This is a genomic window from Propioniciclava sp. LT294, assembly GCF_059516005.1.
In genome coordinates this window covers 202034-226432 of sequence record NZ_JCAKNG010000004.1, presented here as the reverse complement: position 1 = coordinate 226432, position 24399 = coordinate 202034, and the positions used below count along the sequence as shown (strand labels likewise).

Below are 24399 nucleotides of genomic sequence, written 5' to 3'. Positions count from 1 at the left end.
CCATGAACCTCGACCTCTTCTCCCTCCGCTGCTTCGTCGCCGTCGCCGAAGAGCGCCACTTCGGCAGGGCGGCCCAGACCCTGTACGTGTCGCAGGCCCAGCTCTCCAAGCGCATCAGGGATCTGGAATCGGATCTGGGAGCGATCCTGTTCCACCGGACGACGCGCAGTGTCGAGCCGACGGAGGTCGGGATCGAGATCCTCGCCGAGGCGCGCCAGGTGCTCGGGCACCTGGACGCCATGGAGGCCCGGGTCCGCAGCCACACGCGGGGGGAGAGGGGGACGCTGGTCCTCGGCGTCATCGGGTCGATCACCTACACGCTGCTGCCGCAGATCATGCGGGTGCTGCGGAGGGAACTGCCGGACGTCAGCGTGACGCTCGAGGCCGAACTCCTCACGCCGGACCAGGAGCGCCTGCTCCACCGGCGGGAGTTGGACGTCGGCATCCTCCGGCTTCCGGTCCGCGCTCCGGGACTGGCCTGGCGGCTGCTGGATCGGGATCCCCTGGTCGCCGCGGTCCCCGCGGGGCACCGGCTGGCGATCACCGATGGCCCCGTCCCGATCAGCGTCCTGCGCAACGAGCCGATGGTGGTCTACCCCCGTGCGTCCGGCTCCGTGGTGGGCGAGTCCGTGCGCAGGATGTGCTCCAGCGGCGGATTCGAGCCCCGGGTGGCGGTGGAGGTGTCGGACACCTCGACCATGCTCGGCCTGGTCTCCGCCGGCATCGGCATGGCCCTCGTCCCCAGTTCGGCGCGCCGCCTGGCCGTGTCCGACGTGCGCTTCGTCGAGGTCGAGAACCCCGAGTACGTCGACATCGCCGTCGCTTGGCGCAGCGACGACACCTCCCCCCTCGTCCGGGCCTTCCTGGCCGCCCTCAACCGCGCAGGGTTGTTCGCCGACCCGCCCGCGCCCTCCGATCCACCCACACACAAGGAAACGTCATGAAGATCACGAAGATCGAGGCCATCCCGTTCTCCATCCCCTACCTGCACCCGCTCCGCTTCGCCTCGGGCGAGCAGCACACGGCCAACCACATCCTCGTCCGTGTGCACGGCGAGGACGGCGTGGTCGGCACCGCGGAGGCGCCGCCGCGTCCCTACACGTACGGCGAGACGCAGGCCTCGATCAAGGACGCCGTCGAGAACGTCTTCGCGCCCGACCTGGTGGGCCTCGACGTGCTCGACCGTGAGAAGGTCATCGCCCGGATGAACCGCACCGTGGACAACCCGTGCGCCAAGGGTGCGGTCGACATGGCGCTCTGGGACGTCATCGGGCAGGTGCTCGGCCAGCCGGTCACCAAGCTGCTGGGTGGCTACACCGACCACATGCGGGTGGCCCACATGGTCGGCTTCGACGACCCCCGGAAGATGGTCGACGTCGTCCACGACCACAAGACCCGCTACGGCATCACCACCTACAAGGTGAAGGTCGGTCGTCGCCCCTACAGCCTCGACGTGGACGTGTGTCGCGCGCTGCGGGCGGAGTTCGGCGACGAGATCGAGCTCTACATCGACGGCAACCGGGGTTGGAGCGCCTCGGAGTCGGCGCAGGCCCTGGACGCCATGAAGGATCTGGGCCTCACCCTGGCCGAGGAGTTGAACCCGGCCGACGACGTGCTGGGCCGCAAGTGGCTGGTCGACCGGACGCCGATGCCCTTCGTCGCCGACGAGTCCGTCCCCAACCAGGCGGACGTCGTGCGCTCGCTGCTCGGCGGCTACGCCACCGCGATCTCCATCAAGACGGCACGCACGGGCTTCACCTACTCGCAGCGCATCCACTTCCTGTGCGAGGCGATGGGCATCGAGAACGTCATGGGCAACCAGATCGACGGCCAGGTGGGCTCGCTGTGCTCCATCGTGTTCGGGTCAGCGTTCCGCGGTACATCCGCCCGCGCGGGCGAGCTCTCGAACTGGCTGGACATGGCCGACGACATCCTCGCCGAACCCCTGCAGATCGTCGACGGCAAGATGTACGTCCGCAACGTGCCGGGCACGGGCGTCGTGATCGATGAGGACAAGCTCGACCACTACCGCACCGATCGCCGGCGCGTGGCGGTGCTCGTCTAGCGTGTCCGCCGGGCCTCCTGGCCGGCGCCGGCCTCGGCCTGGTGGGAGCCCCGGGGTGCGGCCTGGCTCCTGCGGAGTGTCGACGAGGAAGAGGACCCGGGGGCGTACCCCCGGGTCCTCTTCCTCGTGTGCTACTTCAGCTTGAAATTGGCCGAGACGGTCGAGCCATCGTCGGTCTTCATGGTCACCTGGTAACAGGCGCCCGGCTTCTTCGGGGTCTGCCAGTTCTGGATGAACTGGCCGCCGGTGGTGTCGTAACGAAGGCTGGTGCCACCGGTGGTGGTGAGTTCGATGTCGTCAGTCGGGGAGCTGGGCGAGCAGGAGATGCCCGTGACGGTGAAGGTGTCGACGACCGCTACGTCGGTCAACTGAGTGGCTCCGGCGGACACCGTGAACTTCAGGGGCACGGTGGCCCCGCTCTTGACGATGTTCCAGGTGTCGCCCATGTCGACGGGCTGGAAGAAGCCGCTCAACTCCCAAGCCTTCACCGTGTAGGTGGCCGTATCGGAACCGGTGTTGCCCGCGACATCCTGGGCGGATGCGGTCACGGTGTGGGGGCCGACCGTTGCTCCGTAGCCGTTCACCGCGCACGACCCGTCCAGTCCGGACGTTGCGTCACTGGCTTGGCAGGTGGGCGAGCCGGGGACCTGGCCGAAGTAGTACTCGCCACCGTCAGCGGGGCCACCCTTGAGGGAGACGGTGGGATCCGTGGCGTCCCGCTTGATGGTGACGGTCTCGCTGGACGTTCCACCGGCGCTGGTGGCGGAGCAGGTGTAGGCGGTGGCCAACTGATCGGCGCTGACCGTCACGGTGTCGCAGCCAGTGGTCGAAGTGATCGCGCTCTCGAGGTCGGTGACGCTCCAGGTCAGGGTGACGTTGCTCTTGTACCATTCGTTCTTGCCGTCAGGGGAGGCGGGGTCCAGGGTGTAGGAGATCGCGGGAGCAGTCGTGTCCGAGGGAGTGGCCGAAGTCTCAACCGTCACCGAGTAAGTGGCGGAATCGCCGACGCCCAGCTTGGCGCCCTTGTCGTTGTCGTTCGTGATGTCGAACGCACCCACGGAGAGGGTGAAGGTGCCCGCAGCCTGGCCGCTCGCCACCATCACCTTGCCGGTCGTGCTGAAGGTGGTCCTTGCCCCGGGTCCCTGCTGAGGATCGACAGTGAACGTCTGGGGGTTGCTCCCCTCGAACGTCCCAGCCGTCAGGGTCCAGTTCCTGTTCACCGTGAACGTGGCCGTGCCGTCTTGCTTGCCGGTGACGTCCATGGTGATGGTGATGTCACCACTGGCCCCGGGGGCCAAGCTGACCGAGTTGATGGGAGCCGTGACGTCGACAACAGCGACGTCGACGTCACTGGCGTGCGCAACCGCGGCACCCGTGATGAGGACGAGGGCGGTCGCCACGGCCACGAGCCCGCGCCGGAAGATGGTAGGTGAACTCCTCACAGGGATCCCCCTTCTCTGAGGCCCTGGCGACCACACTCGTGGCCGCCACGACGGGCACGCGGGAATCGTCTCACAAAACGTGAGGATATGGTTGAAATTCTCCAATCCATCTCAATACCCACTCCTTCGTGCGCCGCAAGCTCTCTCGGCCACCACGACTCGCGAGGATGGGGACATGATCGATCGGACGCCTGAGTCGCTGAGCCGCCCGCTGAAACGCCTGCAGGCAGCCGGGCAGTTGCTGGCGGCATCCGTGCTGGTCCTGGTCGTCCTCAACTGGGTGGGCTGGGGCACGGGTGACGTCGTCCTCACCAGCTGGAACGGCGCGTGGGCCGCGATGCCGCCCTGGACGTCGTTGATGCTCGGAATCGTCGCGATACTGGTCATGCTCCAACCCCGGGTCGCCGTCCACGAGCAAACCCGCTTCGTGGCTGCCATCCTCGCGGTGGGTGTCTCGGTTCTCGCCATGGTGTTCATCGGCACCCGGGTGGCTGGGGCCCTGCCCATGGACCTCGACACGGTGTGGTTCCCCGAAGCGGTGACGGAGATCCACCGCAGCCGCTACCCGGGGCGTCCGGGAATCACGCTCTCCATCGCCGTGGTGGTGCTGGCGGGCATCGCGATGCTCCCGGATCGGCGCTGGCCCTGGTTGCGTCGCGTCTGGCCGGTCGCCCTGCTGCTGGCGTCCATGGCGCCGCAGGTTTCGGTCGCGAGCTACGTCCTCGGCGTCCCGTTCGCCTTCAGCCGTACCGGTCCCGCGGACATCGCGATGCAGTCCGGGGTGTGCCTCCTCGCGCTGGTGTTCGCGGTCGTGGCCATCCGGCTCAGCAGCCCTTCGCTGGCCTGGTTCATCGCCGGCCCCTACCGCTGGTCGCTCCTGCGCGCGGCCGTCCTGATCACGGCCATGCTGCCGACCCTGCTGGTCATGCGGGCCCTGCTCGTCCGGGGGTTCCAGATGGACGAGCGGGACGCGCTGGCGCTCGCCATCGCACCGACGACCGTCATCCTGTCGCTGGTCACCATGCTGGTGGGTGCCCGGACCTGGCAGCAGCACTTCCTCACCGACTACGCCGCCGATGCGTCCTTCATCACGTCGAGTGACGGGTTGTTCGAATGGGTGTCGCCCAGCACGCGGAAGTTGACCGGGTGGCACCCCAGGGCGCTCGTCGGACGCCCTCTGCGCGAGTTCGTCCACCCCGATGACGTGGCCGCCCTCGAGGGGGCGGCGTCCGGGAGTGGCGGCGAGGGCGTCCAGTTCGAGGCCAGGCTGCGCCTACCCAATGGGGGCCACCTCTGGGTCGCCACCTCCCTGGGCCCCATCCTGGACGGGAGTGGTCGTCCGGTCGGCCACGCCGGGAGCTGGCGCGACATCGACGCGAAGGTGGCCGCGGAGGACGAGGCCCAGCGCATCGCCGCGGACCGGGCGCGCCTGATCGCTCGGCTCCCCGTGGGGGTGATCAAGACCACCGGCCACCTGGACGCCGGCGTGCAGCGAGTGGTGTTCCTCAGTGAGCGAGCCGCCGAGCTGCTGGGCACCACCGTGGCCGAGGCCATCGCCGAACCGTGGCACGTCGCCAGGGCATTCGCGCCCGAGGAGCGGGCCGATTGTCGCGAGCGCTTCCTCGCGGCGGCCGCAGCCGGAGAGGACTTCTCCTGGGAGGGGCGGACGAAGGGTCGGGGTCCGGCCAGCTGGCTCCGTATCGAGGGCACGATCACCGCCACCGAGGGGCGGTCCTCTGTGTTCGAGGGCATCATCCAAGACATCTCGCGCGCCAAGGAGGACGAGGCCAAGCTGCTGGACGCGCGGGCCACCGCCGAGCGTGCCGCCGTCGCCAAGGCGGCCTTCCTCGCGAACATGACCCACGAGATCCGGACGCCCCTCTCCGCCGTCCTCGGCTTCACCGAACTGCTCGCCGGCTCGGATCTCTCGCCCGCCCAGCGGGCCTACGTGGCACGAGCCGAGCGCGCGGGACACGGGGTGCTGACGATCCTCAACGACGTCCTCGACTACTCCAAGCTCGAGGCGAACTCGCTCCAGCTCGATGTGGGCCCCGTGGTGCTCGAGGACCTCTTCGCCGACGTCGGCGTGGTCATGGCCGGACTGCTGGGTGACAAGCCCCTCGACCTCTTCCTCGACCTCGACCCGGACCTGCCGCCCCTCGTGGTGGCGGACGGGCTGCGGCTCCGTCAGGTGCTGGTCAATCTTGCGGGGAACGCGATCAAGTTCACCCGCACCGGTGAGGTCCTCGTGGCGGCGCGGCTCGCCGGGACCGACGAAGGACGCGCGACGGTCGACTTCACCGTGAGGGACACCGGCATCGGCATGACCGACGAGGAGGCCGAGCGGGTCTTCGCCGGCTATGCGCAGGCCGACGCCGCCACGGCCCGCCGCTACGGTGGCACCGGCCTTGGCCTGTCGGTCAGCCGCGCCCTGGTCGAGTTGATGGGCGGGAGGCTGACGGTGGCGTCCTCGCCCGGCGAGGGCAGCACCTTCTCCTTCCGACTGTCCCTGCCGTTGGCGCCGCTTCGACCCCAACCCCAGACCCATGACCCGGCGTACCGCGTCCTCGTCGTCAGCGACAGCCCGACCGGACGTGATGTCGCCGCGCGGCTCTGTCGAGGCCTCGGCTGGGACGCCGTCGTCACCACGTGGGCGGACGCACAGCCCCTGACTCAGGGGTCACCTTCGGACGAGTACGACCTTGTCCTCGTCGACGATGGGCGCGTACCGGACCTTGGGCGCGTCGAGACGGTGATCGGCCCGGCCTCGCACGCCCCGGGTGATCGACCGTGGATGATCGCGATGTCCAACGAGGCGGGCCGGCCGCGCTGGGAGGCCTGCCCGGCTGTGGATGCCGTGGTCGTGCAGCCGTTCACCGCCTCGGCGCTGCTCGAGGCGGTCGCGGACGCGAGGGTGCGCGCGGAACCTCTGGCAGAGGAGGAGGGGACCAGTGGCCGCTCCGATTGACGCAGGTCTCGTCCCGCTAGGATCGCGTCGTTCGAAGGGGACGGTTCCATGCAGATGACGCCCGGCCAGGATGCACCCGCCGCGTCCGGCCGCGCGCCGCTCGCGAACGCCGACCGCGAGACCGTGCTCGTCGTCGAGGACGACCCCGAACTGCGCGAGCTGTACGACCTCACCCTGTCGCAGGCCGGCTTCCGGGTGTTCACCGCCCCGGACGGCCAGAGAGGTCTGGAATCGTTCGAGACCCACGCGCCCTCGCTGATCCTGCTCGACCTCGGGTTGGGCCCCGACAGCATCGACGGGATGGAGGTCTGCCGCCGCGTCCGGACGGCGGGGGGGACGCCCGTCATCATGCTGACCGGACGCGCGGACGAGGCCGACCAGTTGCTGGGCCTCCACTTGGGCGCGGACGACTACCTCGTGAAGCCCATCTCGCCACGGTTGCTGATCGCACGGGTCGAGGCGGTGCTGCGACGGACCAGCAGGCCGGGGTCCCCGACCGGGGAGGTTAGCGAGGACGGGGTGCGGCTCGACCGGGTTGCGCGCACGGTCCACGTCCACGGCGCTCCCGTGGACCTCACCCGCATCCAGTTCGACCTGCTGGCCGCGCTGGCCGAGCAGCCGGACAGGGTCATCACCCGCGAGGAGCTCATCCAACGCGTCTGGGGGGACGACGAGGACGCCGAGCACCGCCTGGACGTCCACCTGTCACGGTTGCGCAGCCGGATCACGGCCTCCGGGGGGCCCCGCATCGCCCGGGTGGTTCGGGGCGTCGGGTTCCGCTACTGAGCGAGTGGTCCCGCCCGGGGCGGTGCGGACCTCAACGGTAGGCCCAGTCGTCAGCCATGCCGGGTCGGGGACTCGTCTGGCGCCACGCCGGTCAGGTGGCCGGGGCCGGGGCGCAGCCGGGGTGGGTTACCGTACCCATGACATGGATCGGGACGGGCGCCTGGCGCCACTCACACTGCGCAACTACATCGGCTACGCCAGCGGGGACGCGGCGGGCTCGTTCATGTTCATGCTCCAGGCCATGTTCCTGCTGATCTTCTACACCGACGTGATCGGCCTTGACCCGGCCCCGGTGGCGGCGGTGTTGTTCGGCGTCCGGTTGTGGACGGCGGTGACCGACCTGGTGGCCGGACGCCTCGTCGACCTGACCCGGACGCGCTGGGGCCGGTTCCACCCATGGTTGGTGGTGGCATCGATCCCCATGCTCGCGTCAGGGGTGGCCCTGTTCGCGGTCCCCGACGTGGAGCCCGCGCTGCAGTACCTCTACGTCACGGTGGTCTACGCACTGCACGGCACGTTCTTCTCGCTGGTGGTGATCCCGTACAGCTCGCTGGCCAACGCGATGACCGTGGACCCGCGCGAGCGGGCCACCCTTGGCGTGTGGCGCAACATCGCTCCGGTCGTCGTGATGATGGTCGTCACCGCGCTGGTCGCGCCGCTGTTCTCCTCGTTGGCCGGACGCCCCGGCGAGATCGTCCGCTTCATCCTCGCCGTCGCGGTCATCGGGGCGGTCATCGCCTACGGCCTGTACGTCGTGTGCGTACGCACCTCCCCCGAGCGCTACCGCCAGGAGACCCGGCCGCCGACGCTCCGGGAGTCGTTCCGGGCGCTCGCCGTCAACCGCGAACTGGCGGTGCTGTGCGTCTCGCAGCTGTGCCTTCAGACCGGCCTGTTCACCCTGAGCGCCGTCCAGGCCCACTACGCGACCTACGTCCTGGACGACTCGGCCAGCCTGGTGTGGATCATCGGCGCGATCTCGGTGTCCAACCTGGCCGCCATGCCGTTCCTGCCGCGGTTGACGGCCAGGCTGGGCAAGAAGCGGACGTTTCTCGCGAGCACCTTCGCCGTTGCCGGCGTCGCGGTCTGGTTGAGCTGCATGCCCTCGGTTCTCCCGGTGGTCACGGTGAGCTTCTTCGTCCTGGGGCTCGCCCAGAACGTGATCAACGCGTTGATGTGGCCCTTCGTCGCAGACGTCGCGGACTACGGCGAATGGCGGTCCGGCCACCGCAACGACGGTGGGACGATGTCGGTGTTCTTCTTCTTCCGGCGTGTGGCGCAGGCCATGGCCGGCGGCCTGGCCGGGTGGGGGCTGGCCCTCGGCAACTTCGCCGTCGGAGGGGCAACCCAGCCCGAGTCCGCGCTCACCGCGATCCGCGCGATGGTGGGCCTGGTCCCCGCGGTGCTGGCCGTGGCGGGCGCCGTGATCTTCCTCTTCTACCGGCTCGACGACGCGCGCCACGCCGAGATCATCAGGGAGCTCGGCCGGGTCTGAGGCGCCCGGGATCGCCAGGGACGCCCCCGGCGCCGGGGGCGTGAAGGATTCAAATTCAGTTGCGCAAGGGCTTGTTGGTCGCCAGGAGATGACGCACGCGCGCCTGGTTGTTCGGCATCCCCAGCAAGTCGACCGCGGCATCCACCTCACGGGGGAGCAGGTCGTCCTCGGTGGCCGTGGCGCCGGCGTGGTCACCGGTCAGGACCCCCGCGATGTGGGCGACGATCACCCGATCGGTCTCGGACGCCTCGGCCCAGCCCTTGTCCAGTGGCTCGGCCGTGGGGTCGTGGAGCGGCAGCGTCACCGCGGGCGACGGCGTCCACCCCGCCTCGAGCAGGTCGAGCGCGACCGCCTTGGCCTCCGCGAGCACCCGGCGTGCCGAGGCGACCACCTCGTCGGACCCGCGCAGCAGGTGCCACGACGCGGCCTGCCACGCCGACGTGCTGACCTCGCTGCCCGCCGTCACCGCGAACGCGGACGCCGCGGGGTCGGCCTCACCGGCCTCCACCGCCCGGACCAGGCTCTGGACGACCCCGCCCCAGGCGGGGAGCAGCCCGACGGTCCGCTCGGGGAAGCCGGCGTACAACTCCGCGTGGGCGACGACCCGGTTGGCCGCCAACATCAGCTCGCACCCGCCGCCCAGGGCGAAGCCCTTCGCCGCCGCCACCACCGGGAATGACGCGTTGCGCAGGTCGTGGAACGCCACCTGCCCCCGGCGCACCAGAGCACGCAGCCCCTCCGGATCGGACTCGTCGATGAAGTGGGTGAACGTCGCCAGGTTCGCCCCGGCGGAGAACGCTCGCGGGTGGTCGGATCCGATGACCAGCGCACGCAACGCTCCGTCCTCGCCCAACGCCCGTGCCCGTTCGACCATCTCGATCACGCCGGAGTCGCACGTGTTCATCTTGGTCCGCAGTGCCAGGCAGGCGACACCGTCGCCCAGGTCGACGACCCGCGCCGACTCGTTCTCGGCCAGGACGCCGCCGGTGCGCACCGCGTCCGCCACCGTGAGGACGCCCTCGACGCGCTGCCGTTCGCGGACGGTGCCGTCCGAGCCCAGCACGGTGGCGTGGTCGGGGTGGAAGCCGCCGGCGTCCGCTGCGGCGCGCAGCAGGGCGGGCACGGGCCGGCCTTCGGCCTCGTAGCGGGCCACGATCGCAGGAGTACCCACGGCGTCCGCCAGTTCGAACGGGCCCCGGCCCCAGGCGAAGCCCAGGCGCATGCCCTCGTCGACGGCGTCCACGTCGTCGGCGACCTCGGGCGCGATGTGGCAGGCGTAGTCGAGGACCTGGGCGAAGACGGTCCACGCGAAGCGCGCACCGGGGGAGTCGCCGGCCAGCAGCGTGGGGAGGTCGGGGGCGGACGCCGCGGGGTCCGTGGGTTCGCGGCGGGCCCGGTACTGGAGCGTCTCGAAGTCGAGCACCTCGTCGACCTTCTCGCCGGCCTCGTTCCTGCGGCGGGTGAAGCCGCCGGGCCCACGCCGTCCGATCAGGCCGTTGTCCAGCAGGTGGCGGAAGACGCGGTCGTCCATGAGGCTGTAGCGCTGCGCGGCATCGGTGTCGGGCAGCGCGTTCATCAGGACGGGCCACAGCAACGGGACCAGGTTGACGCCCACGAGGTCGAACAACCCGAACACGCCCGTGCGGGGGATGCCGAACGGCTTGGACATGATCGCGTCCGTCGTCTCGACGTCGAGCCCGGTGCGGAAGGCCTCGAGCGCGGCGACGGCCATCCAGTGGCTGCCGAGGCGGTTCGCGATGAAGCCCGGGGTGTCGCGGCACTCGAGCACGGACTTGCCGAGCTGGCGGTCGGCGACGTGCCCCACGCGCGCCGTGATCTCCGGCGCGGTGGCCGTACCGGCCACGATCTCGAGCAGTTCCATCGTGCGGGGCGGGTTGAAGAAGTGGGTGATGGTGAAGTCCCGGGCGAACGCCTCGGACTGGCCACGCACCAATTCGGACGCCGGGATGCCGGACGTGTTCGACGAGACCATCGAGCCCGGGCGGCGCAGCGGTTCGAGGCGGGCGTACAGCTCGTGTTTCACGGCGGGATCCTCGAAGACCGCCTCGATCACCCAATCGGCGTCGGAGACCGCGGCGAGGTCGTCCTCGATGTTGCCGGGGGTCACACGGTCGGCGAACTCCGGGACCATGAAGCCGCCGACCTGCAGCTGGCGCGCGATGCCGGCTCGGGCGAGGGCGGACCTGTCCTCTGCGTGGGCGTTGGAGCCCTCGGCGACCCGGTCGAGCAGCGTCACCTCGATGCCGCAGTTGGCCAGGTGGGCGGCGATGCCGGCGCCCATGGTTCCGGCGCCGATGACCACGGCGCGACGGACGGGTTCGAACCCGTCGATCATCGGGATGCGGGGTCGGCGGTCGGCGATGGTCATGGCGTCCTCCCGGGTCGGCTCGTCGCTGAGCTGCTCTCACCATCGTGACACCCGGGTCAACCCCCCGCGGTGCCACTTCGGCACCTCAGGTGGGTGCTGCGCATCTTCTGCGTGCGCCTGTTGCGGCTCGTCGGGCGCGGGGGGCTTGGTGACACTCAGGCTTGCCACTCCTGGGCCGGTGGGTAACGCCGACACTCAGGTTTGTCACTCCTGAGTGCGTGGCGAACCCGCCCCGGATGTGACAAACCTGAGTGTCGGCGCCCCCAGCGCATGCCCAGCCCCAGCCCCAGCCCAGCCCCAGCCCCCAGCCCAGCCTCGGCACCTCAACGCGCGATCTCATTGCCGTCGACCCACACCCGCCGGACGTCGGCCGGACCGGCCTGGGCGAACAGCTTGGCCAGCGCGTCCTCCGCGGACGCCGCATGGCGCAGGGTCGTCGCCAGCGTCGAGCCGGGATCCGGGCGCACCCACTGGGCATCGAATCGGCGTCCGATCCCCAGGTCGCCGATGAGATGGCCGAGGCCCAGCGCGTCCGCTCCCGCCCGGGTGGCCAGCCACAGCAGGCGCGTCGGTCCGAGGCGGACGCCGTGCGATCCCAGCACCTGCTGGACGAGGCTGGCCAGCAATCCCTCCTTGAACAGCGAGAACCCGATGCCGGCGCCGACGTCCGTGCCGAGCGCGACCCGGACGCCGTGGGCCAGGTGCCGCGCGAAGGGGAACAGCCCGCTGCCGAGCGCGAGGTTGCTGGCCGGGCAGTGGGCGACGGACGCCCCGTGCGCGGCCAGGCGTTCCACTTCGGACGCCGTGGGGTGCACGTTGTGCGCCAGGACCGAGCGGGCCCCCACGAGGCGGTGCCGTTCGTAGGTCGTGAGGTAGTCGGGGGCCCCGGCGAGTGACATGACCGCGGCGATCTCCGTCCGGTTCTCGTTGAGGTGTGAGGTGAACAGGGCGCCGGGCACCTCGTCCAGCAGCGCGGCGCACGAATCCAGCAGCGCCGGCCCGCACGAGAGGGTGAAGCGGGGGGTGACCGCGTAGCGCAAACGGCCGACCCCGTGCCAGGCCTCGGCGAGGGCCCGTCCTTCTGCCAGAGCACGCCCGGGCGTGGTCAGCAGGGACTCCGGGAGCCGACGGTCACCGACCACGAGACCGGCGGTGACCCGGAGGCCGACCCGGGCGGCCTCCGCGAGCAGGCTCCCGACCGCCGGGGCGAAGTGGGAACCGAACACCAGCGCGGTCGTCGTGCCCGCACTGGCGAGTCCGGCCACGAAGTCCGCGGCGACCCCGGACGCATACGCGACCTCGGCGAGCCGTTGCTCCTCGGGGAGCGCGCACTGGTCGAGCCAGTCCAGCAGCGGGAGTCCGAGTTCGCCGATCACGAGGACCTGCGGGAAGTGGACGTGCGTGTCGACGAACCCCGGCAGCAGCAAGCCGTCGGCGAGGTGGACGACCGCGTCGCCCGGGTGACGGGCGCGAACCTCCGCGAAGTCGCCCCGTTCGACGATCACGCCGTCCAGGACGAGCAACCCGGCGTCCGAGGTCGCACGAAGGCGTCCGCCCCGGAACGGATCATCCGGGGTGTCCAGGACCGTCGCGCGATAGATGGTCATGGCGGCACCCCTCCACCAGCGTTGCACGATTGGGCGCACCTGGGCGCCGGTCGGGCAGGATGTCCCCGTGGGGAACACGGAACGGGTGGGCGTCGTGCTGGCCGCGGGCGAGGGACGGCGACTGCGGCCCCTCACCGACCTGCGACCCAAGCCCCTGTGCCCCGTGGCGAACCGTCCGCTGCTGGATTGGGCTCTCGACCGGCTCCGTCCCCACGTCTCCCGCACGGCCATCAACGCGTTCCACCTTGCCGGCCAGCTGGACGCCCACGTCGCCGGCACCGGGATCCACGTGTCGCACGAGGAGCAGTTGCTCGGCAGCGCCGGCGCGCTCGGTCGCCTCGCACCCTGGATCGGCGACGCGGACGTCCTGCTGCACAACTCCGATGCCTGGCTGACGGACGACCTCACCGACCTCGTCGACGGGTGGACGGGCGAGTTCCCGCGCCTGTTGGTCACCGAGGCGGGCGACGGCCCGGCGGACTTCGGTCCGTGGCGGTTCGTCGGCGTCAGCCTGCTGCCGCACCACCACGTGACCCGCCTGCCGAACCACTTCGCCGGCCTGTACCCGCTGGTCTGGAAGCCCGCGTTCGAGCGGGGCGAACTCGAGTTCGTGCCGGTGCGGGGCGACGTGGTCGACTGCGGGACCCCGGCGGACTACCTGCGGGCGAACCTGCTGGCCAACGGTGGGCGGAGTGTCGTGGGGGAGGGCGCCGTCGTGGAGGGTGAACTGATCGACAGCGTCGTCTGGCCCGGCTGCACCGTCGCAGCCGGCGAGGTGGTGCGCGAATCGGTCCGCGCGGACGGCGGCCTCACCGTCGACTGCAGCTCCGCGACTCAGGCGGACGGCAAGCAGCGGTAGACGCGGGACTCGTACGGTTCGAGGGTCCCTGCCCCGTCGGTGCCGTGGCTGCCCAGAAGCAGCACCGCTCCCGGGACGGGATCGGGGATGGGGAGCCGACGTTCGGTGAGGTTGAGCTGGACCAGGAACCGCTTGGCCTCGTCCGCCCGGAACCAGGCGAAGTACCCCGCGCGTTCTGGCTCACTGAAGTCGACCGTACCCAGGCGCAGGGCCCGGTGCCGGCGCCGCAGCGTCGTCAGCCTCCGGTAGTGGTTGAGCACCGAATCGGGGTCCCCCGCCTGCTCGGCCACGCTGAAGCCGGGATCGGGACGACCTCCCAGCCACGGCGTCCCCGTCGTGAACCCTGCGCTGGGGGTGGCGTCCCAGCGCAGGGGGACGCGTCCGTGGTCGCGCGTGCTGGTGAGGACCTTGGCCCAGGCCTCGTCCTCGGTGGCGCCGTCGTCGACCAGCGTGCGGAACCGGCGCAGCGCCTCGACATCCCGCAGGTCGTCGATGCTCGTGAACGGCTGGTTCACCGCCGCCAACTCCTGGCCCTGGAACAGGAAGGGCGTGCCCCGCATGGTCAGCTGGAGCGTCCCCAGCAGCTTGCCGAGGGCGACCCGGTGCTCGGGATCGGGGTTGACCTTGCTGATCATCCGCGGGTTGTCGTGGTTCTCGTAGAAGAGGGTCAACCAGTCGTTGCTGCCGATCCGCGCCTGGTAGTCGATGAGGTAGCGCTTGTACCACTCGAGGTCGTAGCGGTAGTCGTCGAACCGGGAATGGCCGCCCGACTCCAAGTGGTCGAAGCTGAAGACCAGGTCCAGTTCGCCGCGGTCCGCGCCGGTGAGGAGGCGTCCGGTCTCGACCCCGATGCCGGGCGTCTCCCCGACCATCACCCGGGGCACCTCGCCCGGGACCTCGAACGCCCGTGACCGCAGTTCGCGCAGGTGCTCGTGCAGCCGCGGCCCGTAGAAGTAGTGCTCGACGCCGGCCACCTGGAGCAGGTCACCGATCAACTCGTGGCCATCGGGCAGGTCCGGGGCCTTGGAGATGAAGTTGATGACGTCCATGCGGAAGCCGTCGATCCCGCGGTCGAACCACCACCGGCAGATGTCGACGACCTCGTCCCGGACCGCCGGGTTCTCCCAGTTGAGGTCGGGCTGCCCCGGCGCGAACACGTGGAGCACCCACCGTTGGATCTCCGGCAGCCATCGCCACGCCGGGCCGGTGAACGTCGACTGCCAGTTGTTCGGCGGACGCCCCGGATCCTGCGGATCGGGCGGCAGCAGGAAGTAGTAGGCGCCGTACGGGCCGTCGGGGTCGGCCAGCGCCTTCTGGAACCACTCGTGCTGGTCGGACGTGTGGTTCACGACCAGGTCGAGGATGATCCGCATGCCGCGCGCGTGGCACGCGGCGATCAGGGCGTCCACCTGGTCGAGCGTGCCCATCTCCTCCATGACGGCCCGGTAGTCCCGGACGTCGTACCCGCCGTCCTCGTTGGGGGAGTCGAAGATCGGGCTCAACCACAGGCAGTCCACCCCGAGGTCGGCCACGTGGTCGAGGTGTTGCAGGATGCCGCCCAGGTCGCCGATCCCGTCGCCGTCGGAGTCGGCGAAGCTGCGCGGATACACCTGGTAGAAGACGGCCTCCTTCCACCAGGTCGGCTCCGGCTCGCCCTCCCCCGGATCGGGGGCATGGGGCTCGGCGTTCGCCAGGTTGATGAGCAGGGGGATCAAGGCGTGCCCGGTGAGCAGGCGCAACACGGCGTCCACGCTCTTCAACCTGAGCCGACCGATGACCGGGTTGTCGATCCACCGGTTGGACCGTCCCTGGAGGTGGAAGAACTTGTCGATCACGTCCCGACCGACGGGGTGGGCGTAGAAGTCACGCATGCGAGCGTTCTCGTCCAGCGGCGGGTTCACCGGCCGGGGACGCCGCATCCTCCGGATCGCCGACGCGGACCTGCTGAGGGCCGCCCCCGCTCGGGAGGCCCTGGCGCGCACATCGGGCCGCATCTCAGAGCTCCGGTTCGAGGACGGTGCGGTCGAGCGGGATCCGCGTGGCCCCCGTGATGACCGCCACGCGTGCCGACAGCGGCCCGATCCGACTCCCCATGCACCCGTGATACCGGACGAATCGAGGTTCGGCAAGCGCCCGCACGGCCACCGGCAGACCCGCGGTCAACTCCTACTCGACGATGACGCGCTTCTCACCGAGCTTGATCTGGTTGGTGAGGAGCGCGCGCGAGATCTGGTAACGCCCGCAGGCACACCCGGACTGCAACTCGTCCGAAACCAGCGGGTCGTCGCTGGTGTCCAGCAGGTCGAACCAGTCCCGGCCCTCCTCGGAGCCCGTGTGCCGAGCGTCGGGGAGGTCCTTGTGCCCATGGCTCCTGGAGTTCAGGACGGAGTGGAAGACCCGGCCGGCGTCGGTGTCGTACACCGAGCCCAGGTGGTGGCCCTTGCTGCAGTGCACGTTCACCTTCGCCTTGTCGCTGGGACTCGGGCCCAGTGCGTCGAAGGCCTTACGCGCGGTCCGCTCACGAATCTCATGGTTGGTGGCACTCATCCTGAGACAGTACGTGGCCGGCGCCGGATCCAACAGGGGGACGCTGCTCAGGTGCCGAACTCCGGCTGCCCCCACAAACACCGGATGCATCCGGTGTTTGTCGAGACAATCGGGTCCCGCCGCTGCGTCAGACGATGTGGGCGATCTCGTAGATCTCCGCGGTGGGGTGGCCCGCACGCTCATGGACGCGCAGGATGGCCTCCTTGTCGGGGCCGGTGCTCAGGCAGAACGCCTTGCCGCTGCTGGGATCCAGCCACGCCTGTTCGAAGTGCACCCCCTCGTCGTTCTCGATCGCGAGGTCGGCGTTGTGTGCCTCGAGGAACTGCTCAGCGGTGACCCCCACGAATCCGTCGTGGACGTCCATGAACTTCGCCATGATCCGTCACCCTCCTTGCTGGTGCCCGGAAGGCCCGGGCATGCCGCAACGCTACGACCGCCGGCACCGGTCGACAAGGGGTAAGGTAAGGCAATCCTAACTTGGCGTGACCGGCGTTCAGCGACGCCATGGCCCCAGCGCGCGCACGGCGACGGTCGGCTGCGTCACCGCCCTACGTCACCATCCAGCACAGGCAGAACGGGTGCCCGGCGGGGCTGGCGTACACCTGGTAGTTGTCGGGCTCTCCCGCTGGGTCGGACGCCGGCTTGAGCACGCGCGCACCCAGGCTCATCACCTCGTCGTGGGCGGTTCCGAAGTCGTCCACCCAGAGGTCGAGGTGGACCTGCTGCCCCGGCGTCCCGTCGGGCCAGTCCGGCGGCACGTGGTCGGGCGCCAACTGGACGGCCGCGCGTGGCTTCCCGTCCACGTACACCATGTGCCAGTCGTCGTCGGTGCGGACGGTGCCGCCGAGCACCCCCGCCCAGAACGTGCTCTCCGTGGCGATGTCGGCGGCGTCGAACACCACGACCTGATGGTTGATCTGCATGCGTCGATCGTGGCGTCCGGCACCGCCGGTTACAAGGGCTTCATGGTCGGACGCGGGGGCACGCAGGGCGAGGGCGGCGCGTCGTTGACGGGGTGCGCGCCCCGGAGCCCGCTCAGGTGCCGACGCCGAGGGAACGGAGCTTGACGAGCAGCGCGACCAGGTAGAACGCCAGCATCATGATGCACAGCCACGTCATGTGTCGCTGGGGCATCCGGTGCAGCAGGGGATGGGTCGCGGGGTGGATCGAGAACACGAACGGCGTGGCGAAGAGCCCGAAGACGACCACGGAGGCCAGCGACGTCAAGCCGTGCAGGTCCAAGGGGTAACGGGAGAAGTCCCAGAACGGGTTGCTGCCGAGGACGGCGATGAGCGCCAGGCCGCTGAGGGCCTCGACGGCGCCTGACAGGGCCGCCGCGATCAGGAAGACCACGAGCGGGGTGAGGTGGTAGCGGCGCTGCAGCGGGATCACCACGAGGATCATGACGGCTGCCCCGAGGCCGTAGGGCTCGGCGAAGTGCAGGATCGCGCCCGGACCGACGGGCCGCCACCACTCGGGGTCGCTCGTCAACTGGACCATCACGATGCTCAGGACCAGCTCCCACCACGTGCCGACGAGCGCCGCCGTCCACATGTAGACCCACAGCTCTTCCCAGAAGCGCAGGCTCCGAAACTTGTGCACGGGCCCCGGCGGGGCCGCCCCACGATTCCGCGCGCCGCGCATGGATCCGTCTCCTGCCCACCGGCGACGAGGTCCGGTGACGCCCCCAGCGTGCCATCCGGACGCCTCGGCGGTCAGGCCGACTCGCGGACCACCAGTTCTGGCGCAATGAGGGCGGGCGTGGTGACGGGGCGGCCGGCCAACTGGTCGAGCACCATGCCGGTGGCGAGACGGGCCAGGTCGCCGGCCGGGTTGGTCACGGTTGTCAGCTGCGGATGCGTCGACCGGCTGAGCTCGGTGGCGTCGTAACCCACGACACGGACGTCCTCGGGGACGCGGCGCCCCGCTGCTCGCGCGGCGTGGATGACCCCCGCCGCGGTGAGGTCGTTCGCCGCGAACACGCCGTCGACGTCGGGATGTTCGGCGAACAGTCGCTCGCCGATCGCCTGTCCGGTGGCGAGCGTGAAGTCCCCTTCGTAGCGGATCGACGAATCCAGGCCGGCCGTCCCCAGCGCGTCCGCCCAGCCTGCGAGGCGGTCCACCGCCGCCACCATGTCCAGCGGACCCGTGACGACCGCGACCCGGCGCGATCCGGCTGCGACCAGCCGCTCCGCCGCGAGGCGACCCCCGGCCACGTTGTCGACGTCGGCGTAGGGCAGGTCGGCGTCCGATTCCAGTGGACGTCCGATGAAGGCGGCGGGCAGGCCGATCCGGGCGATCTCGTGGGCGAGGTGGTCGTCTCGGTGGTGCGAGAGGACGACCACGCCGTCCACGTGTCCGCCACGCAGGTAGCGCAGCAGCCGGTCACTGGTTCCCGTTCGCGACCGCATGAGCAGCACCAGCTGCTTGGGTGTCTCCGCGAGCGCCTCGGCGACGCCCGCGATGGACAGGGCGATGAACGGGTCGGAGAACACGCGCGAGTCGGTCTCCGGGACCACCACCGCGATGGTGTCCGTCTGACGGGTGACCAGGCTGCGCGCGGCCGGGTTGGGTACGTAGCCCAGCTGTTCGACCGCGCTGCGCACCGCCTCGAGGTTCGCGCTGCTGACGAGCTCACCACCTCGGATGGCGCGGGACGCCGTTGCGCGCGACACCCCCGCCACGCGCGCGACGTCCTCCAGGGTGGCCCTCGGCCGTGCCTCGTTCACCGGTTCCTCCTAGTCGAGGAGGGTGACACGTCCCGTCCGGGCCACCTCCGCGTACCACTGGGCGGACGCCTTGGGCGTCCGGGTCAAGGTGTCGGGCTCCACCCGGACGATGCCGAACCGCTTGCCGAGCCCCCATGCCCACTCGAAGTTGTCCAGCAGCGACCACACCATGTAGCCACGGACGTCCGCGCCCTGCTCGACCGCGGCGTGCACAGCGGCGAGGTGGTCGCGGATGTAGGCGACCCGGTCCGCGGTGTCGTCGACGAATCCCACGGCGTCCGGATGCTCGGCGAAGGCGGCGCCGTTCTCCGTGACGTACAGCGGGATGCCGGCAGGGCCGGTGTAGTCCTCGTGGAGCCGCAGGAGCAGCCGGCGGAGGCCGTCTGGCTGGATCTCCCAGCCCATGTCCGTCCGCGGCAGGTCGCGGGGGACGCCCCGGACCCGCTCCGAACCGACGTACGGGCTGCGGCGCGGGAGGCCGCCGGGGCCGCGGAACTCCAGCGGTGCATCGTCGGCCGGATCCGGCGCGGCGAACGCGCCGCCGTTGTAGTAGTTCACGCCGAGCACGTCGAGGGGAGCGGAGATGAGCTCCAGGTCGCCGTCGCGGGCCACCCGTCCCAGACCGGCCTCCGCCATGTCCTCGAGCACGTCTTCGGGGTAACGGCCCTTGAAGATCGGGTCGAGGAACACGCGGTTGAACGCGCCGTCGATGCGGCGGGCGGCATCCACATCCCCCGGGTTCGCAGGATCGGCCGGGTCGGCGACGGTGTGGTTCGTGGTGATGCCCACCTGGAGGTCGCGCCCGGACGCCCGCAGGCGCTCCACGGCGAGGCCGTGCCCGAGAAGCAGGTGGTGCACGGCGTCCACTGCCTCGGTGGGAGAGGTGTGTCCGGGTGCGTGCTCGCCCGCGGCGTACGACAGGAACGACGAGCACCACGGCTCGTTGAGGGTCGTCCAGACGGGGACGCGGTCACCCAACCGGCCCAGCACGGCGTCCGTGTAGTCGGCGAACCGGTGGGCCGTGTCGCGGTTGGTCCAGCCTCCCTTGTCCTGGAGCGCCTGCGGGAGGTCCCAGTGGTAGAGCGTCAGCCAGGGCCGGACGCCGTGTGCCAGCAGTTCGTCGACGAGCCGCGAGTAGAAGTCGAGGCCCTCGGGATTGGCGGGCCCGCCATCGGGGCACGCGCGGGCCCACGACACCGAGAACCGGTACGTGTCCAGCCCCAGGCTCTCGATGAGGGCGACGTCCTCGGGCATCCGGTGGTAGTGGTCGCACACCACGTCGCCGGAGTCGCCGTTCGCGATGGCACCCGGGACGCGGCAGAACGCGTCCCAGATCGAGTCGCGGCGTCCGTCCTCGTGGACGGCCCCTTCGATCTGGTAGGCGGCCGTGGCCGTGCCCCACGAGAACCCGGCGGGGAAGGTGAGTTGGGTCATCCCTTCACAGCTCCTTGCATGATGCCGGAGACGAGGTGCCGTCCGGCGACGATGAAGACCAGCAGCAGCGGGACGGTCGCGATGACCACGCCCGCCATGATCAGCGAGTAGTCCTTGAAGTAGGACGCCTGCAGCAGTTGCAGCGCCACGGGCAGGGTCGGGTTGGACGGGCCCAGCACGATGAACGGCCAGAAGAAGTTCGTCCACGAGCCGACGAACGTGAAGAGCGCCAGCATCGCCGCGGCGGGGCGGGCTGCGGGCATCGCGACGTGCCAGAACGTCCGGATCATCGAGCAGCCGTCCACGCGGGCGGCCTCGATGAGCTCATAGGGCAGGGCGTCCTGCAGGTACTGCGTCATCCAGAACACGCCGAAGGCGGTGACCATGCCCGGCACGATGACGGCCTGGAGTTGGCCGATCCAGCCCAGGCGCGACATCACGATGAACAGCGGCACGATGCCCAACTGGGTCGGCACGGCCATGGTGGCGATCACGAACACCAGCAGGGGGCCGCGTCCGCGGAAGTTGAGCTTCGAGAAGGAGTAGCCCGCCAGCGTCGAGAACACCACCACCGACAGGGCCGTGATGACCGCGACGATCGTCGAGTTGAGCACGGCGGGCCAGAAGTTGATGTCGGAGTTGACCACCCGGCTGAGGTTGAGCAGCAGGTTCGGTTCCGGGATCAGCGACGGGATCGGGTTGCGCGCGATGGTCGCGGCGTCCGAGCTGGCCAGCAGGAAGGCGAAGTAGAGCGGGTAGGCCGAGATGAGCAGGACGGCGGTGAGCAGCAGGTAGGAGATCCAGTGCGGACGCCGTTCGGCACCGTGGCCACGGCTGCCGCGGCCGTTGCGGCGAGCGCCGGGGTCGCGTCGCTCGAGACGGCGACGGGCGGCCCGGGCGGCGCCCTTCCCGGCGGTCTGTTCGATCGCTGCGATCGAGTTCATCGGCGGGCCACCTTCCGGCGTCGCGGCGCTTCACCCGAGGCGATGCGCCTGGTCAGGGCGAAGTTGATCATGCCGATCACGATGATGATGCCGAACAGGATCCAGGCCACGGCGGCCGCGCGCCCGAAGCTCTTCTGGGCGCCCCAGCCCAGCTCGTAGAGGAACATCGTCATGGTCATCCACTGCCGGTCGGCCCCGCCGAGGCCGAGGGTGTCATACATGCGGGGCTCGTCGAAGATCTGCAGGCCGCCGATGGTCGAGGTGATGACGACGAAGATGATCGTCGCGCGCAGCATGGGCACGGTGATGCTGAAGAACTGGCGCCAACGGCCGGCGCCGTCGACGATGGCGGCCTCGTAGAGGTCGCGGGGCACGGCCTGCATGGCGGCGAGGAAGATCAGGGCGTTGTAGCCCGTCCAGCGGAAGTTCACCATCGTGGCGATGGCCAGGTGCGAGGACAACCGGTCGGAGTGGAAGCCGATGGGGTCCAGCCCGACCATCCCCAGCAGGGCGTTGATCATGCCGGACTGGTCGGCGAACAGCTTGGAGAAGATGAGCGACACCGCGACGGGCGCCACGACGTACGGCAGCAGGACGCCCATGCGCCAGAAGGTCTTCGCCCGCAGGTTGGCGTCCAGGATCGCCGCGATCGCGATGGCCGCGAGCACCTGGGGGACCGAGGAGAGCAGGAAGATCGAGAAGGTGTTGCCCAGCGCGCGGGAGAACCGCTCCATGCCCAACACGTCGACGTAGTTCTGGAGGCCGACGAACGCGCCCTGGCCGCCGATGAGGTGCCACTGGTGCAGCGAGACCCAGGCCGTGTACAGCAGGGGGTAGAGCCCCACGATGGCGAACAGGATGAAGAACGGGCTGATGTAGAGGTAGGGGGAGAGCCGGACGTCCAGGCGGGACAGTCGGTGGCGCAGGGCCGGACGGCTCGGCTGCGCGGTGGGTGGGGCGGTGGACGCCATGGTGCTCCTCTCGGCCGGGTGCCGGCGCCACGGGAGGCGCCGGCACCGGGAACGGCTCAGCTCAGGCCGAGGTCCTTGTAGGCGGCCACGGCCTTGTCCCACGAGGCCTGTCGGTCGTCGGTCTTGTCGACGTCGGTCCGGTTGATCGCGTCGGAGGTCAGGGCGCGGATGGCGAAGTAGTTCGGGCCCTTGTACGGGGTCACCGAGACGGCCGCGGCGCGGCTGCTCAGGATCTCACCGGTGGGGGCGTTGTTGAAGAACTCGTTCTTCGCCGCCTTCAGCTCGGGGCTCTTGAGTGCCTCGACCTGGCTCGGGAACGTGCCCTTGGCCGCGAAGGCCTTGAGCTGCTGCTCAGGGGCGGTCAGCCACGCGGCGAGCTTCTTCGCCTCGGCTTGGTGCTTGCCCTGGGTGGGGACGGTCAGGTACGAACCGCCCCAGTTGCCGCCGCCGCCGGGGAACACGTCGGCGATGTCCCAGCCCGTGACGCCCTTGGCGTTGCCCTCGATGACGCCGAGCATCCAGCCCGGGCACAGCATGGTGGCGAAGCCGTCGGACTGGAAGGCGTTCACCCAGTCGGGGCTCCACTGGGAGAGGTTGGCCGAGAGGTCGTCGTCCTGGGCTGCGGCCATCAGCTGGTCGTAGACCTTCTTGATCTGGGCGTTGTCGCCCAGCGGGATGGGCTTGCCGTCCGAGGTCTCGAAGGGGTTCTGGATCTGGTTGATCATGCCCTGGAACACGCCGTCGGAGGCGTCGAACCACGGCGTCCCGGTCTTGGCGACGAAGTCCTTGCCGACCGAGAAGTACTTGGTCCAGTCGCCCTTCAGCAGGGCGGCGACCTCGGTGCGGTCGGTCGGAAGGCCGGCCTTGGCGAACAGGTCGGAGCGGTAGCAGATGCCCTCCGGTCCGATGTCGGTGCCGTAGCCCATCAGCTTGCCGTCGGGCGTGGTGGCGGCCTTGACCTTCCAGTCGAGCCAGCGACCCTCGACGCTCGGATCCTTCAGGTCGACGAACTTGTCCGCGTACTGCATCATTTCCGGCACCCAGTCGACCTCGATGGCCTCGATGTCGGCCAGGCCGGAACCGGCGGCCAGACGGGTGTTGAGGTTGTCCCGGGCCTCGTCGGCGGTGGCGGCCTTCTTGTGCTCGACGGTGATGTTCGGGTTGAGCTTCGTGTACTCCTTCACGAGGTCCTCGTAGCCGAACTCGTTGAAGGTCGCGACGGTGAGCGTGATCTTCTCCTGAGGGGCGGCGGTCCCGGGCGCGGTCGTCCCGGTGGCGCCGGTCCCTGTGCCGGTGGGGCCGCCGCAGGCGGTCAGGGTGATGGCCAGCGCACTGATGGCGGCGATGGCCGAGATGCGTGACATGCGCACGGAGACTCCTTTGTCAGGGGGCGGGGTCCGCCCGGCTCCCTGGGAGCGCTCTCAGTGCCGGGTGGAGGCGTGGTGGGAGCGCTCTCAGTGGATGTCTTCAATCCAATATTTCTCGGGTGTCTGTGTCAATGGCGTGGGTGTCACGGTTCCATAACGGGGGTTGGTCTCGACGGGGAGCAGGCCCTACGCGGGCGTCTCCCATCGCCCTCCGGGAGCGCAGACCTGCGCCGGTTGCATCCGCGGCACGTGACCTCAGCCGGCGCGAGACGGGGCCCACGTGTTCCTTGCCGGTGCAGGTGTTCCGAACCGGCGCGGCTCGCCCCAAGCGAGGGAGACGACCGACCCGCAACCTCTAGCCCCAGACAGCCGTGGCCCCGGTATGGCCGGTGAGGCCGACCAGGACCAGCGCCACCAGCGCCCCGGCGACCGTCAGCGCGCCGGACAGCCATCCGATCGTCCCCAGCCTCTCGGTCGAGCATCGCCGGATCCGGAGGAACCCCGGGAGGGCGACGGCCATGACCAGGACGGGCCAGGGCGTCCAGGTGCCGAGGGCCTGATGGCGGGCGATCCTCGGTGAACCGGCGATGCCGAGGTCCTGGGCGAGGATCGGGCCGGTGAGCATGGCCGCGAAGGCCGACAGGGTGGCGACGACCCCGAGGATGACGACGAGGCTGCCGTAGTGCGTCCGGAGACGGGGGAGGAACACGACCAGCAGGGCCCCCAGCGCGGCCAAGGGCACGAAGATCACCGCGGCGTGCACGATCAGCGGGTGCCAGGGGAGGCCGAAGATGGGCAT

The 24399-nt window shown here is 70.1% G+C and carries 20 protein-coding genes; 6 read left to right on the top strand and 14 right to left on the bottom strand.

What is annotated here, in order from left to right; genetic code table 11:
- Window positions 1–2 precede the first annotated feature (2 nt).
- Both AC5YDA_RS07465 and AC5YDA_RS07460 read left to right on the top strand, forming a co-directional pair.
- Complete coding sequence (locus AC5YDA_RS07465) at window positions 3–944, top strand: LysR family transcriptional regulator (RefSeq protein WP_496192917.1); 942 nt, start codon at window positions 3–5, stop codon at window positions 942–944.
- Entirely contained in the window at window positions 941–2065 is a 1125-nt protein-coding gene (locus AC5YDA_RS07460) for a mandelate racemase/muconate lactonizing enzyme family protein (protein ID WP_496189664.1), read from the top strand. The genes AC5YDA_RS07465 and AC5YDA_RS07460 overlap by 4 nt, the downstream gene beginning before the upstream one ends.
- 131 nt (window positions 2066–2196) lie before the next feature.
- Here AC5YDA_RS07460 and AC5YDA_RS07455 read toward each other — a convergent pair whose 3' ends face one another.
- Window positions 2197–3507: a PxKF domain-containing protein gene (locus AC5YDA_RS07455; protein WP_496189665.1), complete on the bottom strand. Its 1311-nt coding sequence runs from the start codon at window positions 3505–3507 to the stop codon at window positions 2197–2199.
- A gap of 175 nt (window positions 3508–3682) precedes the next feature.
- On the opposite strand from AC5YDA_RS07455, the gene AC5YDA_RS07450 reads away from it, so the two are divergent.
- The 3 genes from AC5YDA_RS07450 (at window position 3683) to AC5YDA_RS07440 (ending at window position 8753) form a co-directional block, all read left to right on the top strand.
- Window positions 3683–6475: an ATP-binding protein gene (locus AC5YDA_RS07450; protein ID WP_496189666.1), complete on the top strand. Its 2793-nt coding sequence runs from the start codon at window positions 3683–3685 to the stop codon at window positions 6473–6475.
- Between the two features lie 48 nt (window positions 6476–6523).
- Window positions 6524–7261, top strand: a complete 738-nt coding sequence (locus AC5YDA_RS07445) for a response regulator transcription factor (RefSeq protein WP_496189667.1) — start codon at window positions 6524–6526, stop codon at window positions 7259–7261.
- 142 nt (window positions 7262–7403) lie between these two features.
- Complete coding sequence (locus AC5YDA_RS07440; RefSeq protein ID WP_496189668.1) at window positions 7404–8753, top strand: MFS transporter; 1350 nt, start codon at window positions 7404–7406, stop codon at window positions 8751–8753.
- Between the two features lie 55 nt (window positions 8754–8808).
- On the opposite strand, the gene AC5YDA_RS07435 is transcribed toward AC5YDA_RS07440, so the two are convergent.
- Window positions 8809–11142, bottom strand: a complete 2334-nt coding sequence (locus AC5YDA_RS07435) for a 3-hydroxyacyl-CoA dehydrogenase/enoyl-CoA hydratase family protein (RefSeq protein ID WP_496189669.1) — start codon at window positions 11140–11142, stop codon at window positions 8809–8811.
- A 323-nt stretch (window positions 11143–11465) separates the two neighbouring features.
- Complete coding sequence (locus tag AC5YDA_RS07430) at window positions 11466–12749, bottom strand: guanine deaminase (RefSeq protein WP_496189670.1); 1284 nt, start codon at window positions 12747–12749, stop codon at window positions 11466–11468.
- A 67-nt stretch (window positions 12750–12816) separates the two neighbouring features.
- Here AC5YDA_RS07430 and AC5YDA_RS07425 point away from each other — a divergent pair, with 67 nt between their 5' ends.
- Window positions 12817–13608, top strand: a complete 792-nt coding sequence (locus tag AC5YDA_RS07425) for a nucleotidyltransferase family protein (protein ID WP_496189671.1) — start codon at window positions 12817–12819, stop codon at window positions 13606–13608.
- On the opposite strand, the gene AC5YDA_RS07420 is transcribed toward AC5YDA_RS07425, so the two are convergent.
- The 11 genes from AC5YDA_RS07420 to AC5YDA_RS07370 form a co-directional block, all read right to left on the bottom strand.
- On the bottom strand, window positions 13584–15479 hold the full coding sequence (locus AC5YDA_RS07420) for an alpha-glucosidase (protein ID WP_496189672.1): 1896 nt from the start codon (window positions 15477–15479) through the stop codon (window positions 13584–13586). The genes AC5YDA_RS07425 and AC5YDA_RS07420 overlap by 25 nt on opposite strands.
- Before the next feature lie 295 nt (window positions 15480–15774).
- Entirely contained in the window at window positions 15775–16155 is a 381-nt protein-coding gene (locus tag AC5YDA_RS07415; protein WP_496189673.1) for a hypothetical protein, read from the bottom strand.
- Window positions 16156–16282: 127 nt separating this feature from the next.
- Window positions 16283–16531, bottom strand: coding sequence for an SCO4226 family nickel-binding protein (locus AC5YDA_RS07410; protein ID WP_496189674.1), 249 nt, complete (start codon window positions 16529–16531; stop codon window positions 16283–16285).
- 172 nt (window positions 16532–16703) lie between these two features.
- Window positions 16704–17078 carry a VOC family protein gene (locus AC5YDA_RS07405; RefSeq protein ID WP_496189675.1) on the bottom strand — a complete coding sequence of 125 codons (375 nt, stop codon included), beginning with the start codon at window positions 17076–17078 and terminating at the stop codon, window positions 16704–16706.
- Window positions 17079–17190: 112 nt separating this feature from the next.
- Window positions 17191–17757, bottom strand: coding sequence for a putative ABC transporter permease (locus tag AC5YDA_RS07400; protein WP_496189676.1), 567 nt, complete (start codon window positions 17755–17757; stop codon window positions 17191–17193).
- A 113-nt stretch (window positions 17758–17870) separates the two neighbouring features.
- The gene (locus AC5YDA_RS07395; RefSeq protein WP_496189677.1) at window positions 17871–18884 is read right to left on the bottom strand and encodes a LacI family DNA-binding transcriptional regulator; all 1014 of its coding nucleotides are present in this window, start codon (window positions 18882–18884) and stop codon (window positions 17871–17873) included.
- Between the two features lie 9 nt (window positions 18885–18893).
- Complete coding sequence (locus AC5YDA_RS07390; RefSeq protein WP_496189678.1) at window positions 18894–20318, bottom strand: glycoside hydrolase family 1 protein; 1425 nt, start codon at window positions 20316–20318, stop codon at window positions 18894–18896.
- Window positions 20315–21262 carry a carbohydrate ABC transporter permease gene (locus AC5YDA_RS07385; protein WP_496189679.1) on the bottom strand — a complete coding sequence of 316 codons (948 nt, stop codon included), beginning with the start codon at window positions 21260–21262 and terminating at the stop codon, window positions 20315–20317. Before AC5YDA_RS07385 ends, AC5YDA_RS07390 begins: the two co-directional genes overlap by 4 nt.
- A complete protein-coding gene (locus AC5YDA_RS07380; protein WP_496189680.1) occupies window positions 21259–22233 on the bottom strand; it encodes a carbohydrate ABC transporter permease in 975 nt (324 codons plus the stop codon). Before AC5YDA_RS07380 ends, AC5YDA_RS07385 begins: the two co-directional genes overlap by 4 nt.
- 56 nt (window positions 22234–22289) lie before the next feature.
- On the bottom strand, window positions 22290–23597 hold the full coding sequence (locus tag AC5YDA_RS07375) for an ABC transporter substrate-binding protein (protein ID WP_496189745.1): 1308 nt from the start codon (window positions 23595–23597) through the stop codon (window positions 22290–22292).
- Between the two features lie 358 nt (window positions 23598–23955).
- Complete coding sequence (locus tag AC5YDA_RS07370) at window positions 23956–24399, bottom strand: DUF2231 domain-containing protein (protein ID WP_496189681.1); 444 nt, start codon at window positions 24397–24399, stop codon at window positions 23956–23958.

Excerpts from the sequence above, each read along its gene's own strand:
- AC5YDA_RS07370 (WP_496189681.1), bottom strand. The coding sequence starts at position 24,399 with ATGCCCATCTTCGGCCTCCCCTGGCACCCGCTGATCGTGCACGCCGCG.
- AC5YDA_RS07420 (WP_496189672.1), bottom strand. The coding sequence starts at position 15,479 with ATGCGTGACTTCTACGCCCACCCCGTCGGTCGGGACGTGATCGACAAG.
- AC5YDA_RS07450 (WP_496189666.1), top strand. The coding sequence starts at position 3,683 with ATGATCGATCGGACGCCTGAGTCGCTGAGCCGCCCGCTGAAACGCCTG.
- AC5YDA_RS07410 (WP_496189674.1), bottom strand. The coding sequence starts at position 16,531 with ATGGCGAAGTTCATGGACGTCCACGACGGATTCGTGGGGGTCACCGCT.
- AC5YDA_RS07375 (WP_496189745.1), bottom strand. The coding sequence starts at position 23,597 with ATGTCACGCATCTCGGCCATCGCCGCCATCAGTGCGCTGGCCATCACC.
- AC5YDA_RS07390 (WP_496189678.1), bottom strand. The coding sequence starts at position 20,318 with ATGACCCAACTCACCTTCCCCGCCGGGTTCTCGTGGGGCACGGCCACG.
- AC5YDA_RS07415 (WP_496189673.1), bottom strand. The coding sequence starts at position 16,155 with ATGAGTGCCACCAACCATGAGATTCGTGAGCGGACCGCGCGTAAGGCC.
- AC5YDA_RS07440 (WP_496189668.1), top strand. The coding sequence starts at position 7,404 with ATGGATCGGGACGGGCGCCTGGCGCCACTCACACTGCGCAACTACATC.
- AC5YDA_RS07445 (WP_496189667.1), top strand. The coding sequence starts at position 6,524 with ATGCAGATGACGCCCGGCCAGGATGCACCCGCCGCGTCCGGCCGCGCG.
- AC5YDA_RS07435 (WP_496189669.1), bottom strand. The coding sequence starts at position 11,142 with ATGACCATCGCCGACCGCCGACCCCGCATCCCGATGATCGACGGGTTC.
- AC5YDA_RS07460 (WP_496189664.1), top strand. The coding sequence starts at position 941 with ATGAAGATCACGAAGATCGAGGCCATCCCGTTCTCCATCCCCTACCTG.
- AC5YDA_RS07385 (WP_496189679.1), bottom strand. The coding sequence starts at position 21,262 with ATGAACTCGATCGCAGCGATCGAACAGACCGCCGGGAAGGGCGCCGCC.
- AC5YDA_RS07465 (WP_496192917.1), top strand. The coding sequence starts at position 3 with ATGAACCTCGACCTCTTCTCCCTCCGCTGCTTCGTCGCCGTCGCCGAA.
- AC5YDA_RS07380 (WP_496189680.1), bottom strand. The coding sequence starts at position 22,233 with ATGGCGTCCACCGCCCCACCCACCGCGCAGCCGAGCCGTCCGGCCCTG.
- AC5YDA_RS07430 (WP_496189670.1), bottom strand. The coding sequence starts at position 12,749 with ATGACCATCTATCGCGCGACGGTCCTGGACACCCCGGATGATCCGTTC.
- AC5YDA_RS07405 (WP_496189675.1), bottom strand. The coding sequence starts at position 17,078 with ATGCAGATCAACCATCAGGTCGTGGTGTTCGACGCCGCCGACATCGCC.